A 14376-nucleotide genomic window follows, 5' to 3' on the forward strand; every position below is an offset into this window, starting at 1 on the left:
GGCGCGTCCGGCGCGGACCGCGGGCACGGTCGTCAAGGACGAGGGCGAGGGCGGCAGGCAGCTCGCCGGCTTCCTCGCCGACCAGAAGTTCATCTAGTCCCCCCGTTCGCGCATCCAACGATCGATCAGGAGCAACGAATCATGGCTGAGATCCTGGTTCTGGTGGACCACGCCGACGGTGCGGTCCGCAAGCCGGCCCTCGAACTTCTGACCCTGGCCCGCCGGATCGGCGAGCCGTCCGCGGTCGTGCTGGGCGCCGGCGCCGCCGCCGCCGACCTCGCGGCCAAGGCCGCCGAGTACGGCGCGGCCAAGGTGTACGTCGCCGAGGGCGCCGAGTTCACCGACCAGCTGGTCGTCCCGAAGGTGGACGCCCTCACCCAGATCGCCAAGGCCAACGACGCCGCCGCCGTCCTGGTCACCTCCTCCGGCGAGGGCAAGGAGATCGCTGCCCGCGTCGCACTGCGCCTGGGCTCCGGCATCATCACCGACGCCATCGACCTGGAGGCCGGTGACGGCGGTCCGGTCGCCACCCAGTCGGTGTTCGCCGCGTCCTTCCAGGTGAAGTCGAAGGTGACGAAGGGCGTGCCGGTGATCACCGTCAAGCCGAACGCGGTGGCCCCCGAGGCCGTCGCGGGCGCGGGTGCGGTGGAGAACGTGGCGGTGGAGTTCACCGGGAACGCGGCCAAGGTCACCTCGCGCACCCCGCGGGTCTCGACCGGCCGTCCGGAGCTGACCGAGGCCGCGATCGTGGTCTCGGGCGGCCGTGGTGTCGGCGAGGCGGCCGGCTTCGGCGTCGTCGAGGAGCTCGCGGACGCGCTGGGCGCGGCCGTCGGTGCCTCGCGTGCCGCCGTCGACGCGGGCTGGTACCCGCACAGCAACCAGGTCGGCCAGACCGGCAAGCAGGTCTCGCCGCAGCTGTACATCGCGGCCGGCATCTCCGGCGCCATCCAGCACCGGGCGGGCATGCAGACCTCGAAGACCATCGTGGCCGTCAACAAGGACCCCGAGGCCCCGATCTTCGAGCTGGTCGACTACGGCGTGGTCGGCGACCTGTTCGCCGTGCTGCCGCAGCTGACCGCCGAGGTGAAGGCCCGCAAGGGCTGATCCCCGCACACGGCAGTGGAGGGCGTGGCACCGGGTACCCCGGTGCCACGCCCTCCGGCGTAGCTGGTGCAGGCCAGGTGGGCGGCGGCCGGTGACCGCTGCCCACGGACGGTCCGGGGGCGGCCCGTAGAGTCGGCGCGACAGCGTGAGACGAGGGCGAGGACGGAAGCATGGCACTGCTGACCGCACTTCAGGGCGACTACGGGGACGCGGCGGACGCGCTGCGGATCGACGGGCGGGCGCTGTCCCGCGAGGAACTGCTGGGTGCGGCGACCGCCGTCGCCGACCGGGTGGCCGGTGCGCCCGCGCTCGCCGTGCTCGCCCGGCCCACCGTCGAGACGGTCGTCGCCGTGGTCGGCGGCCTGCTGGCGGGCGTGCCGGTGGTGCCGCTGCCGCCCGACTCCGGGCCCAAGGAGCGCGAGCACATCCTGCGCGACTCGGGTGCGGTGCTGCTCGCGCACGCCGTGGGCGACGCCGTGCCGGGTGAGGTGGAGGGGCTGCCGATCGACCCGGCGGAACGCGCGGCCACCACGTTCGCCGAGCCCGCACCGGACGCCACCGGCTTCGTCCTCTACACCTCCGGCACCACCGGGGCGCCCAAGGGAGCCGTGATCCGACGCCAGGCGATCGCCGCCGACCTGGACGCGCTCGCCGCGGCCTGGCAGTGGACCGCCGAGGACACCCTCGTCCACGGCCTGCCGCTGTTCCACGTCCACGGACTGATCCTCGGCGTCCTCGGCGCCCTGCGGACCGGCAGCCGGCTCGTGCACACCGGGCGGCCCACCGCGGAGGGGTACGCGGCCGCGGGCGGCAGCCTGTACTTCGGGGTGCCGACCGTCTGGTCCCGGGTGGCGGCCGACCCCGGGGCGGCGGGTCGGCTGGCCTCGGCCCGGCTGCTGGTCTCCGGCAGCGCGCCGTTGCCGGTACCGGTGTTCGAGAAGCTGGCTGCGCTCACGGGGCACGCCCCGATCGAGCGCTACGGGATGACCGAGTCGCTGATCACCGTCAGCACCCGGGCGGACGGCGAGCGCCGGCCCGGTAGCGTCGGCCTGCCGCTGGACGGGGTGCGCACCCGGCTGGTCGGCGAGGACGGTGGGCCGGTGCCCTCCGACGGGGAGAGCGTCGGAGAGTTGCAGGTCTCCGGGCCGACCCTGTTCAGCGGGTACCTCAACCGGCCCGACGCGGATGCCGAAGCCTGGACGGCGGACGGCTGGTTCCGTACCGGGGACGTCGCCGTGATCGGTGCGGACGGCTTCCACCGGATCGTCGGTCGCGCCTCCGTCGACCTGATCAAGAGCGGCGGCTACCGGATCGGCGCCGGCGAGGTGGAGGCCGCGCTGCGCGACCACCCCGCGGTCGCCGACGCGGCGGTGGTCGGTGCGCCGGACGAGGACCTCGGGCAGGCCGTCGTCGCGTACGTCATTCCGGACGGCGCCGTGACAGGGGAACAGCTGACGGCCTTCGTGGCGGAGCGGCTGTCCGCGCACAAGCGGCCGCGCCGGGTCGTGCTGGTGCCCGAACTGCCCAGGAACGCGCTGGGAAAGGTGCTGAAGAAGCAGCTGCTGGCGGAGGCGGACCAGCAGGGGTGAGGGGGCGTCGGGCAAGCGGCCCGATGACTGTCCTTCACCCTGATGCCCTGTCGGTGATCACCGGCCGTGAACCCTTCCATTGGCTCACTCCACTGCGCGCCGTGAGCGGGCGCGTGCCTACCGTGACACGCAGGCAGAACTGAATCCCCGCCCGGCATGCCGCGGCTCCCGGTCGCACGACCGGAGGCCGTGGCATGCCGGGCGGGGTCTGCCGAGCCGTACTCGCCGTCTCACCGGGACGTGCGTGTCCGTAGCCGATTCCGCAGTCGCCACCGTGGCGGCAGTTCGCAGCAGTGAGGGAAGACAGCAGGATGACCACCGTCAACACCGGCGCGCCGGGTGCCGCCGACGAACCGACCGGGCAGCTCGCTGCCGCCACCGTCGACCAGCGGGCGGCCGCCGTCCGCCCCGTCCGTCCCGTCCGCCCGTCGCGGGCCGCGCGGGTGCGCCGGGGGATAGGCATGGTGGCCGTGATCGTGGCCGGTGCGGGTGTGATCGGCGTCGGCCCCGGCGTCAGCCCCGCCGCCGCCGAGTCGGCCCCGGCGCACGCCGGGTGGGACGGGTCGCGGTACTGGTTCAAGAACAGTCAGGGGCAGTGGCGCTGGACGACGCACTACGACGTGTACGTGGCGCGGACCGGGGGCGGATCCTCCTCCGCGGCGAAGTCCCCGTCGACGGGCGCGAAGTCGAGCGGGGGGATCAAGCAGGGGTGGGACGGGTCGCGGTACTGGTTCAAGAACAGCCAGGGGCAGTGGCGCTGGACCACGCACTACGACGTGTACGTGGCGCGGACGGGGGACGGATCCCCGTCGTCGTCCGGATCGTCCGGATCCTCCTCGTCGGGTTCGTCGGGCTCGTCCGCCGGCGCGGTGGCGGGGGACCAGGGCGTCGAGTCCGCCGTGCAGTTCGCGCTGAGCCAGCTGGGCAAGCCGTTCCGGACCGCGGGCAACGGGCCGGACGGGTACGACTGCTCGGGCCTCGTGCAGCAGGCCTTCCGGCGCGGCGGGGTGAACCTGCCGCGGGTGGCCAACGACCAGTACGCGGCGACCACGCCCATCAGCGCCGGCCAGCTGCGCCGGGGCGACCTGCTGTTCTGGTCCCCCAACGGCACCAAGCGGGGCATCCAGCACGTGGCGATCTACCTGGGCAACAACCAGTACGTCGAGGCGGCGCGGCCGGGGACGCTGATCCGGATCTCGGGGATCAGCAGCGGCTACTACCCGTCGTACATGGGACGGCCGTAGACAGGGCCTAACCGGGGCGTTCGGGAGTTGTGGCCCGGGCGCCCCCACCGGGGCCGGCCTGCCCGGCCCCGTGGGGAAGCGGCTGGTCAGAGGTCGGTCGGGCGGGGGAGGGCGCCACGGGCGCCCAGGGCGGTGACGGCGAACGCGCCGGCGGCCACGGCGGTGGCGGCCGCGGCGGGGAGGGAGGCGCCGCGGGCGAGTCCGGCGGCGAGGGCGCCGCAGAAGACGTCGCCGGCACCGGTGGTGTCGACGACCTGGACGGCGGGGGCGGGCAGTCGGGCCGACCGTTCCTCGGTGGCGACCAGCGCGCCCTCGCCGCCGAGGGTGAGTACCACGCCGTCGGCGCGGCGGGCGAGGGCCCGGGCGGCCTCCTCGACGGTGGGGGCGCCGGTCAGCTGGCGGGCCTCGACGGCGTTGGCGACGACCAGGGGGCGGCGCCCGGTCGGACCGGTGTCGGGGAGCGAGCCGGCCGGCGCGGCGTTGTGCACCCAGTGGGCGCCGTCGGCCGGCAGGGCGGCGGCGGTCGCGCGGATGCACTCCTCGGGGACCTCGCCGCTGGTGAGGAGCACGTCGACGGGGAGCAGGCGCAGGCGGGCGAGTGCGGCGGTGACCTCGGCGGCGGTCAGGTGGGCGTTGGCGCCGGGGACGACGACGATGCTGTTCTCGCCGGCGGGGTCGACCATGACGATCGCCTGCCCGGTCGGCGCGTCGGGGTGTGTGAGCACGGAGCCCGTCTCGACCTCCGCGCCGCGCAGGTCGATGAGCGCGGCTTCGCCGTCGGCGTCGCGCCCGACCTTCGCGACCAGGTGGACGGCGGCGCCCATGTGCGCCGCTGCCACCGCCTGGTTGGCGCCCTTGCCGCCGAACCCCTGGGTGGCGGCGGTGGCGAGGACGGTCTCGCCGGGGGCGGGGAGGACGGGGCAGCGGAGGATGCGGTCGGCGTTGACCGAGCCGATGACGATGACGCGGCCGGCTGGGAGCAGCTTCATCGTTCCTCTGTACGTGCTGGGGTGCGCGCGGCGCAAGCGGGCGCCGGGGGGCGCGCGAGGGGCGCGGGGAAGAATATGTCGACCGGTCTACTGAATTATGCAGACCGGTCTAGATATTGCCGGGAGAAATCTGTCGGTCGGTCTACATAGTCGGGTGGAGGGGGTGATGCGAGGTGATCTGGGGTGATGATGGCGCACACGAAGTCGGACGGGCCGACTTCCTGTGCGCGCAGGGTGTGAGCGGGGTGCAACTTTGATGTAGACCGGTCTACATATTTCTCCCGGAAGGGGGCTGGCCTGGGCACATGCCCCTGTCAAGGGGCGGAGTGGGGCGCAACGGCGGGCGCGGTGGGGAGGTATGGGGAGCGGCGTGGCGCGGGTACCACCACGGGTGGCGCTGGTTCGGCCGACGGGGGCGCTGCCCGGTGCGAACGGCATCGGGGCAAGTCGAGGGCAGGGGATGTTGTGATCGTCTGGGTCAATGGCACATTCGGGGCGGGCAAGACGAGTGCCTGCCGCGAGCTGGTGGAACTGCTGCCCGGGAGCGTGCTCTTCGATCCCGAGCTGGTGGGCTTCGGCCTGCGTCGGATGCTCCCGGCCGACCGGCTGGCGACGGTGTCCGACTTCCAGGACCTGGCGGCCTGGCGCCGGCTCGTCCCCGAGACGGCGGCCGCGCTGCTCAGTGAGGTCGCGGGCCCGCTGGTGGTCCCGATGACCCTGCTCAGGGAGGACTACCGGGACGAGATCTTCGGCGACCTCGCCTCCCACGGCATAGCGGTGCACCACTTCGTCCTGGACCCAGAAGAAACGATCCTGCGTCACCGCATCGCCCACCGCGACGAGTGCCCGGGAGATCCGGAGGCCAGCGAGCGGGTCCGCACGTGGTGCTTCGAGCACGTGGCCCGCTACCGGGCCGCCCGGCGCTGGCTGGTCGAGGACGCCCGGATGCTCGACACCAGCGAGCTCACCCCCCGCGAGACCGCCCACCGGATCGCCGAACTGGTCCGCGTCGGCGCCGCCCGCTGCCCGATCGTCCAGACCCCCGACCCGACCGGGGACACCGTGGCCTCCGCCGTCCTGTTCTTCGACGAACAGGACCGCGTCCTGCTGGTCGACCCCGTCTACAAACCCGACTGGGACTTCCCCGGAGGCGTGGTCGAACGCGGCGAGGCTCCCACCGACGCGGCCCTGCGCGAGACCGCCGAGGAACTGGGCCTGCGGCTCGACCCGGCCGGGCTGCGCCTGCTCGCCGTCGACTGGGAGCCGCGCACCGGCCCGCGCCGCGGCGGTCTGCGCCTGATGTACGACGGCGGCCAACTGGACCCCGCCGCCCGCCAGAACCTGCTGCTCCAGGCGGAGGAGCTGCGCGACTGGCGCTTCGTCACCCTGGACGAGGCCGCCGACCTGCTGCCCCCGAGCCGCTACCGCCGACTCGCCGCCGCCCTGGACGCCCGCCGCAGCGGCGAGTTGCGCTACCTGGAGGCGGGCCGCCGGGTCGCGCTCGGCCTGGCCAGCACGGCGGACGCGGCGTAGCCGCCCTGGGCGCCTGACGAGCCCGGGTTCCGGCTGCCCGGGTGGCCGGGCCGCCCAGAGGCCGCCGCTCCGCCCAGAGGCCGCCGCTCCGGTCGTAGGCCGCCGCCCCGGGCGTCGGCCGATGGCCCAGGTCGTTGGCCGATGGTCCGGCGGGGGCGGGAGGATGGGGGCATGCCGTTCACACTGAGCCACCCCGCCGCCGTCCTGCCCCTGCTGCGCGCCGCCGGGGAGCGCGGGCCGCTGGTCGCCTCGGCGCTGGTCGCCGGATCGATGGCGCCCGACGTCCCGTTCTTCGCCGAGTCGCTGCTGCCCGGGGTGTACGGCCACGGCGGTCTGACGCACCGCTGGTGGGCCGTGCCGACGCTGGACGTGGCGATCGCGGGCGCGCTGGTGGCCGGCTGGCACGGTCTGCTGCGCGCGCCGCTGGTGGCGCTGCTGCCCGACCGGTGGGCAGGCGCGGCCGAGGCGCTGACGGTCCGGCGGCCCGCCGGAGGCGGGGCGGCTGCGGGTGCGGCGTGGTTCGCGGCGTCGGCGGCGGTCGGTGCGGCCACCCACGTCGGCTGGGACGCGTTCACCCACGAGGGCCGGCTGGGTGTCCGGTTGCTGCCGGTGCTGGACCGGGAGGTGGCCGGTGTCCCGCTCTACTCGGCCCTGCAGTACGGCAGTTCGGCGCTGGCCCTGGCCGCGATGGCGGGCTGGGCGGTGCGGGCGGCGCGGAGCGTGGAGCCGGTCCGCCCGACCGTGGCACTCGCTCCCCGGGCGCGCCGCGCCGCCGTCGCGGCCCTGGGCGCGGCGACGGCGGTCGGGGTGCTGCACCGGCTGGTCCCGCTGCGGCGGAACCTGATCCCGGAGTTCTGCTTCGGGGCCGGGGCCGGGCTCGCGGTGGGCGCGGTCGGTTACGCGGTGGTGGCGGGTGCCGCCCGCAGGTTCCGGGGCGGGCGGCCGGTGCCGGGGGCCGCCGACGGCGGCCCCCGGACCAACGCGCGTCAGACCGAGCGCAGTTCGGCGTAGCGGCGGAGGAACAGGGCCTCGGAGAGGGCCATCCGCTCCAGTTCCTGCGGGTCGACGCTCTCGTTGACCGCGTGGATCTGGGTGGTCGGCTCCTCGACGCCGATCAGCACGATCTCGGCCTTCGGGTAGAGCGAGCGCAGCGTGTTGCAGAGCGGGATCGAGCCGCCCTCGCCGGAGGCGACCATCTCGGTGCCGAAGGCCTCGGCCATGGCCTCGCCCATCGCCTCGTACGCCGGGCCGGTGGTGTCGGCGTTGAACGGGGCGCCGCTGCCCTGGCGTTCGACGGTCAGGCGGGCGCCGAGCGGGACCTGCGCCTCCAGGTGGGCGACCAGCGCGTCCTGGGCGGCGCCCGGGTCGCTGCCCGGCGGGACGCGCAGGCTGACCAGGGCCTTGGCGGCGGCCTGGACGGAGGAGGTGGCGCCGATCACCGGCGGGGCGTCGATGCCGAGGACGGTGATCGCGGGGCGGGCCCACAGGCGGTCGGCGATGGTGCCGGTGCCGGTCAGGGCGACGCCGTCGAGCACCTTGGCGTCGGAGCGGAACTGCTCCTCCGGGTACTGGACACCGCTCCAGGTCTGGCCACCGGTCAGTCCGGCCACCGCGACGTCGCCGTGCTCGTCGTGCAGTGAGGCGAGCATCCGGACCAGCGACTGCAGCGCGTCCGGGGCGGCGCCGCCGAAGGCGCCGGAGTGCAGGTTGCCGGCCAGGGTGGTGACCGCGACCTCGACGACCGTCATGCCGCGCAGCGAGGCGGTCACGGTGGGCAGGCCAAGGGCGAAGTTGCCGGTGTCGCCGATGATGATGGCGTCGGCGGCGAGCAGTTCGGGGTGGGCCTCGGCGTAACGCTCCAGGCCGCCGGTGCCCTGCTCCTCCGAGCCCTCGACGATGATCTTCAGGCCGACCGGGTATCCGTCGCCGTACACCTGCCGCAGCGCCCGCAGGGCGGTCAGGTGCATCAGGATGTTGCCCTTGCAGTCGGCGGCGCCGCGCCCGTACCAGCGGCCGTCACGCTCGGTCAGCTCGAAGGCGGGGCTGAGCCAGGCGTTCTCGTCGAGCGGGGGCTGGACGTCGTAGTGCGAGTAGAGCAGCACGGTCGGCGCGCCCTGGGGGCCGGGCAGTTCGGCGTAGACGGACTGGGTGCCGTCCGGGGTGTCCAGCAGTTGGACGTTGGTCAGGCCCTCGGCGGCGAAGGCGTCGGCGACCCAGCGGGCGGCCTTCTCGCACTCCTCGACCGGGAACTGGCGCGGGTCGGCGACCGAGGGGAAGGCGACCAGTTCGGCGAGGTCGGTGCGGGCACGGTCCATCAGGGACCGGACGGCGTCGGCCAGCGGCTGTGACATCGGGGCTCCGAGGGGAAGGCTTCGCCCGAGGGGTGGTGCGGGCGGAGGGGGCGGTTTGGGTACCGCCGATCATAGGCGGACTCGAACAGTCCGATCGGGTGGTTCTGCCCGGCGATCCCGCCGGGCGCACCGTCTGGTGGATCGGCCCGATGGGTCGGTCCGGGTTCGATCCGGGTCCGGTCCGGTTTCGGTCTGGCGTTCGGGGCGGCGCGGCCAGCGGCGGGTCCGGCGGACGCATAGGATTGCTCGACGTGACTGACTCCGGAAGCTCCGATTCCCGCAGCCCACTCGACACCGAGGCCTCGCCGCTCGACGCCGAGGTACCCGGACGGCCGTCAGGCCGGTCGTCAGGTCAGCCGTCAGGCCAGGCGTCCGAGGGGGCGCCCGAGACGGTGTCCGAGACCGGGGCGATGCCCGAGACCGAGGCCGAGACGGTGTTCGAAGCCGCGACCGAGGCCAGGGCCGGGGCCGAGACCGCGCCGAAGGTCGGTCGGTCGGCGCCCGAGCCGCTCGACGCCGTCTGGGACGTCGTGGTGGTCGGCGCCGGACCGGCCGGAGCCTCGGCTGCGCACGCCGCCGCCGTCCAGGGCCGGCGGGTGCTGCTCCTCGACAAGGCCGAGCACCCCCGTTACAAGACCTGCGGCGGCGGCATCATCGGCCCGTCCCGGGACAGCCTGCCGCCCGACTTCCGGCTGCCGTTGCAGGACCGCGTGCACGCCGTCACCTTCGCCTACGACGGGCGGTTCACCCGGACGCGTCGGTCCCGGCGGATGCTGTTCGGCCTGGTCAACCGGGACGAGTTCGACCTGCGCCTGGTGCAGGCGGCCAAGCAGGCCGGGGCGGTGCTGGTCACCGGAGTGACCGTCACGGGCGTCGAGCAGCGCGGCGGCGAGCACCGGACGGCGCTGGTGACGGCCGCCGACGGGCGCACCTTCGAGGCGCGCGCGGTGGTCGGCGCGGACGGCAGCGCGAGCCGGATCGCCCGGCACGTCGGCGTCACCTTCGACCAGATCGACCTCGGCCTGGAGGCGGAGATCCCCGTTCCGCCGCAGGTCGCCGCGGACTGGTCGGGCCGGATCCACCTCGACTGGGGCCCGCTGCCCGGCAGTTACGGCTGGGTTTTCCCGAAGACCGAGTCGAGCAGCCTGACCGTCGGCGTCATCTCGGCGCGCGGCGACGGCGAGCGGACCAAGCAGTATCTCGCGGACTACATCCGGCGGTTGGGGCTGTCCGGTTTCACCCCGAGCGTGGAGTCCGGGCACCTGACCCGCTGCCGGGCCGAGGACTCGCCGCTCGCCCGCGGCCGGGTGCTGGTCGCCGGGGACGCGGCCGGACTGCTGGAGCCGTGGACCCGCGAGGGCATCTCGTACGCGCTGCGCTCGGGCCGGCTGGCCGGCGAGTGGGCGGTGAAGGTCGCGGAGGCGGGCAAGGCGGCGGACGTGCGGCGCGAGGCGCTGAACTACGCCTTCGCCATCAAGGCCGGACTGGGCGTGGAGATGCGCGCCGGCAAGCAGCTGCTGGGCGCCTTCGAGCGGCGCCCGTACCTGTTCCACGCGGCGGTCTGCCTGGTGGCGCCGGCCTGGCGGGCCTTCGCCCGGACCACCCAGGGGCACACCACCTTCGCACAGGTGCTCCGGCAGTACCGGGCGGCCAGGAAGCTGGCGGCGATGGCCTCCCGGTGACGGGAGGCGCGCCTGGCCCGTCAGGCGCGTCAGGCGCGCCAGGCCCGTCAGGCCCGCCAGGCCCGTCAGGCCCGCCAGGTACGTGAGGTACCTGAGGCCCCTGGGGCGCGGGCCGGCGCTCCGTCGTTCTCGGAGCGCCGGCCCTTGCTGCCCCACCGGCCCAACGGGCCGTACGTTCCGGCTATTTGAGCCCGGAGTCGAGCGCGTTGACGAGCGTGCTGGATGGGGTGTCGCCGGACATCTCCCAGATCATGCCGCCGAGCAGGTTCTTCGACTTGAGGTACGCCGTCTTCTGGGCGATCGACCAGGCGTCGTCGAAGGTCCACCACTGGCCGCCGGCTCCGGTGTAGCCGTACGTCGCGATCGACTTGGGGTCGTGGTACACGGTCAGGTTGGGGACGCCGGTGATGAGGTTGTTGTAGCCGCGGGTGCCGGCCTCCTCGCTGAACTGGCCCGGGGCCGCGCCGTTCGCGGACTGCCACACGCCGGAGGCGCCGCCGTCCGCCACGCCCTGCCAGCCGCGCCCGTAGAACGGGAAGCCGATGGTGAGCTTGCGCGGGTTGACCCCGGCGCCGAGGTAGGTCTGGACTGCCGCGTCCACGCTGAAGTGGAAGTTGTACGGGTCGTTCGGGTCGGCGTAGAGGTTGGCCTGGGGGCCGGTGCGGTTGGGCTCCCAGGAGTTGTCGCTGCCGGAGCCGTGGAAGTCGTAGCCCTGGACGTTGGCGATGTCCAGCGAGCTGAAGATCTTCGTGAGGTCCCAGCCTGCGGCGACCTTCGCCGGGTCAGCCGGGGTGAAGGCGGTGAGCAGCTTGTGGGAGCCGCCCAACGCGTCGAGCTGCTTGCGGAATTCGGCCAGCAGGAGGGTCAGGTTGCCCTTGTCGTTGGCGCTCCAGTGGTTGCCGGCGTGGCCGTCGGCGGAGCCGGGCCACTCCCAGTCGAGGTCGATGCCGTCGAAGATCCCGGCCGCCACGCCGTCGCCGCCGGCGCCGTTGTAGACCGGCAGGTTGCCCTTGATCCACACGTCGAGGCAGGACTTGACGAACTTCTGGCGGGACGCGTCGGTGGCGGCGACGTCCGAGAAGTACTTGGAGTACGTCCAGCCGCCGAGTGAGACGACCACCTTCAGGTTCGGGTACTTGGCCTTCAGCTTCTTCAACTGGTTGAGGTTGCCGCGGAGTTTGCCCCAGCCGTCGTCGGCCACGCCGTCCACCGACTGGTCGGCGCTCATCGGGCGGGCGTAGTCGGCGTCGGCGTCACCGGCGCCGGTGCCCTGGTCCGGGTCCTGCGGGTTGGCGGTGGTGCCCTTGGTGACGCCCGCCAGACAGGTCAGGTTGACCGGATCGATGTTCTCGAAGGCGTAGTTGACGACGTCGAGCTTGGCCGCGCTGCCGGAGGTGTCGAGGTTCTTGACGAAGTACTGGCGGCCGTAGATGCCCCACTGGACGAAGTAGCCGACCCGGGCGTACTTTCCGGCGCCGACCAGGTCCGAGGTGGTGGCGGTGAGCGGGGCGGAGGCGGGGGAGGCGTTGTCGGCGGGGTCGCGGGCCTTCACGGTGAACGTGTAGGTGGTGGACGGGGACAGGCTGCCGACCGTCGCGGTCAGGGTGCTGCCGCTGACCGTCGCCACCAGCGTGCCGCCCTGGTAGACGTCGTACGCGGCGACCCGGACGTTGTCGGTCGCGGCGTTCCAGGCGAGCGTGACGTCCGACGAACTGACCGCCGTGGTCCGTAGGTTGGTCGGCGCGGTGGGCGGGATCGGGTCGGTCGACGGGTCGAAGGTGGCGGCGGTGACGGGCGCGCTGAGCGGTCCGGTGTTGCCGCGGCTGTCCTTGGCCCGGACGGTCAGCGTGTACGTGGTGGCCGGGGTGAGTCCGGTGAGCAGGGCGCTGGTGGTGGTGCTGGAGCCGACCACGACGGCGCCGTTGAGCACGTCGTAGGAGGCGACCGGGAAGTCCCCGCCGGTGGCGACCGGCCAGGTCAGGGCGAGCGTGTGCGCGGTGGACTCGGTGACCGCCGGGGTGCCGGGCGCGGCCGGCGGGACGTCGGCGGTGCCGTCGCACTTGTCGCCGTTGATGCGGCAGTTGGTGGGGGTGGCGACCGGACCGTTGCCGACGAACCAGAAGCTGTACGGCTCGGTGGTGCCGTGGGCGTTGACGGTGGCGTTGTAGAACGCGTTGGTCGCGGTGACGTGCCGGCCGTTGACGGTGGCGGTGCCGTTGTAGCTGTTGCCGATGGTGACGCCGGCCGGCAGGTCGAACTCCAGGCTCCAGCCGGTCACGGCGGTGGCGTTGTCGTTGTGGACGATGTAAGTGCCCTGCCACCAGGAGCCGTTGTCGGCGGTGGTGAAGGAGGCGGTGAGTTTTCCGGCGGCGTTCGCCGGGGCGGCCAGCGCGGTGAGCGCGGCGAGGGGCAGGAGCAGGACGGAGAGCAGTGCCAGCAGTCTGCTGCGCACGCGCGGGCGTCTGGCCCGGGATCGAGCGGACATGGTTCTCCCTGTGGCTGTGGGGGTTGGACAGGGTGACGTAGAACCGCAGTGCTTGGTGCGTGTGCGATGGGTGCCCGCGCCGTGGGGAGACGGGGCATGGGCACTGTAGGAGGACTGGACCAATGCGTCAACAGGTCTGTACCACTGGGGAGTTGGGGGATCAGTCGGGGTGGTACGGGTCGGTCGGGGAGCTGACGGGGGTGAACTCCGTCATCTGTTCGTCCCCGTCAGCTCGTCCCCGAGCGGGCTGCGCAGGTACAGCACCGAGCGGCCGTGCCGGGCCCGGGTGACCAGGCCGGTGGCGGCGAGGACGGACAGGTGCTGGCTGACCGCGCCGGGGGTGACGCCCAACCGGTAGGCGAGGTCGGTGGTGGAGGCGGGTTCGGCGAGCAGGGCCAGCAGTCGGGCCTTCGGCGCGCCGACCAGCGCCTCCAGCGCGCGCGGCGGCACCGGCGTCCCCGGGCCGGCCATGCCCGCCTGGCCGCGCGCCGGGTAACTGATCTGCGGCGCACGCTCGTTGCTGATCATCGTGATCGCGCCGCGGGCGAAGAAGGTCGGGATGAGGACGAGGCCGCGGCCGTCCACGGCGGTCTCCGCGTCCCAGTCCGTCCACCGGCGGTTGATCGACAGGACGCCGTCCTCCCAGTGCAGCCGGTGGTCCAGGTCGGCGAAGAGCGCCGCCGCGCCGTGCTGGGAGAGCAGCCGGGCCCGGTAGACCAGGTCGGCGTCCAGGACCGCACGGGCCTGTGGCCACCAGGACGGCGCGAGGCAGACCTCCCAGTACTCCTCCAGCGCGTCGGCGATCCGCTGCAACAGCCGCGCCGGGTCGGACAGTCCGGCGGCGAGCCCGGCGGGCAGGGGTAGTCCGTGCGGAAGGAAGACCTGCTCCAGTTCGGGGCGCAACTGCTCCGGCGGCAGCGCGCGGACGGTGGCCAGCTCGGTGCGGAAGTCGGCGGCGGGCGAGGCCGGGCGGGGCGTGAGGAAATCGGGGATCCAGCGGTTCCCGGAGATGAGTGACAGCAGCAGCGTGGAGTCCAGCCGTTCGAAGACGGGCCGGAGCCGTTCGAAGGACGGGGTCTGGAGCTGGTAGACGCCGGGGTGGGTCCACATGCGCAGGCTGAGCGAGGCCTCCTGGATCGGGGAGACGGCGAACCAGGTGGTGGCGAGGTCGGCCAGGCTGAGCGTGAAGCGGTGCACGGGAGTGGTCTCCTGCGACGCGGCGCATGGGCGCCGGGCTGGGGCGCGTGGGGCGCGTGGTTTTAGCCAGAGCCTAAAGGAGTACCGGACCCGGGCCGTCAGGCGGTGTGATCAGCACATGACCACCACCTCGCCGGCGGAGACGTCCGGACCCGACCCCGCCATGCCCGGAGGCCCCGCCATCACGGCAACCACCGCAACC

General features: G+C 73.6%; 10 protein-coding genes and 1 pseudogene. 7 read left to right on the forward strand and 4 right to left on the reverse strand.

Going from position 1 to position 14376, the window contains the following annotated elements; translation table 11 throughout:
- From ABT015_RS28860 to ABT015_RS28875, 4 genes and pseudogenes are all read left to right on the forward strand, one after another.
- A pseudogene (locus tag ABT015_RS28860) lies at positions 1-97 on the forward strand (electron transfer flavoprotein subunit beta); the annotation flags it as partial.
- Between the two features lie 44 nt (positions 98-141).
- On the forward strand, positions 142-1104 hold the full coding sequence (locus tag ABT015_RS28865; RefSeq protein WP_350884161.1) for an electron transfer flavoprotein subunit alpha/FixB family protein: 963 nt from the start codon (positions 142-144) through the stop codon (positions 1102-1104).
- Between the two features lie 170 nt (positions 1105-1274).
- Positions 1275-2693, forward strand: a complete 1419-nt coding sequence (locus ABT015_RS28870; protein ID WP_350884163.1) for an acyl-CoA synthetase — start codon at positions 1275-1277, stop codon at positions 2691-2693.
- Between the two features lie 311 nt (positions 2694-3004).
- Entirely contained in the window at positions 3005-3937 is a 933-nt protein-coding gene (locus tag ABT015_RS28875; RefSeq protein ID WP_350884165.1) for a C40 family peptidase, read from the forward strand.
- Positions 3938-4023: 86 nt separating this feature from the next.
- Here ABT015_RS28875 and ABT015_RS28880 read toward each other — a convergent pair whose 3' ends face one another.
- Positions 4024-4926: a PfkB family carbohydrate kinase gene (locus ABT015_RS28880; RefSeq protein ID WP_350884167.1), complete on the reverse strand. Its 903-nt coding sequence runs from the start codon at positions 4924-4926 to the stop codon at positions 4024-4026.
- Between the two features lie 465 nt (positions 4927-5391).
- On the opposite strand from ABT015_RS28880, the gene ABT015_RS28885 reads away from it, so the two are divergent.
- Together ABT015_RS28885 and ABT015_RS28890 are read left to right on the forward strand one after the other, a co-directional pair.
- Positions 5392-6459 carry an NUDIX hydrolase gene (locus ABT015_RS28885; RefSeq protein ID WP_350884169.1) on the forward strand — a complete coding sequence of 356 codons (1068 nt, stop codon included), beginning with the start codon at positions 5392-5394 and terminating at the stop codon, positions 6457-6459.
- 171 nt (positions 6460-6630) lie between these two features.
- Complete coding sequence (locus ABT015_RS28890; protein ID WP_350884171.1) at positions 6631-7470, forward strand: DUF4184 family protein; 840 nt, start codon at positions 6631-6633, stop codon at positions 7468-7470.
- Here the strand turns inward: ABT015_RS28890 and ABT015_RS28895 are convergent.
- Positions 7446-8810, reverse strand: coding sequence for a dipeptidase (locus ABT015_RS28895; RefSeq protein ID WP_350884173.1), 1365 nt, complete (start codon positions 8808-8810; stop codon positions 7446-7448). The two genes, ABT015_RS28890 and ABT015_RS28895, sit on opposite strands and share 25 nt — an antisense overlap.
- A gap of 410 nt (positions 8811-9220) precedes the next feature.
- Between ABT015_RS28895 and ABT015_RS28900 the strand changes: the two genes are divergently transcribed.
- Positions 9221-10492, forward strand: coding sequence for a geranylgeranyl reductase family protein (locus ABT015_RS28900; protein WP_350884175.1), 1272 nt, complete (start codon positions 9221-9223; stop codon positions 10490-10492).
- Between the two features lie 181 nt (positions 10493-10673).
- Here the strand turns inward: ABT015_RS28900 and ABT015_RS28905 are convergent, their stop codons facing one another.
- Both ABT015_RS28905 and ABT015_RS28910 read right to left on the reverse strand, forming a co-directional pair.
- Positions 10674-12977 (reverse strand): glycosyl hydrolase family 18 protein, encoded by a 2304-nt coding sequence (locus ABT015_RS28905; RefSeq protein ID WP_350884177.1) that lies wholly within the window; start codon positions 12975-12977, stop codon positions 10674-10676.
- 210 nt (positions 12978-13187) lie between these two features.
- Positions 13188-14174 carry an ArsR/SmtB family transcription factor gene (locus ABT015_RS28910; protein ID WP_350884179.1) on the reverse strand — a complete coding sequence of 329 codons (987 nt, stop codon included), beginning with the start codon at positions 14172-14174 and terminating at the stop codon, positions 13188-13190.
- Positions 14175-14376: the final 202 nt, after the last annotated feature.

The sequence above is a fragment of the Kitasatospora sp. NPDC094016 genome (assembly GCF_040304045.1).
In the GTDB taxonomy this organism is placed as follows: Bacteria; Actinomycetota; Actinomycetes; order Streptomycetales; family Streptomycetaceae; genus Kitasatospora.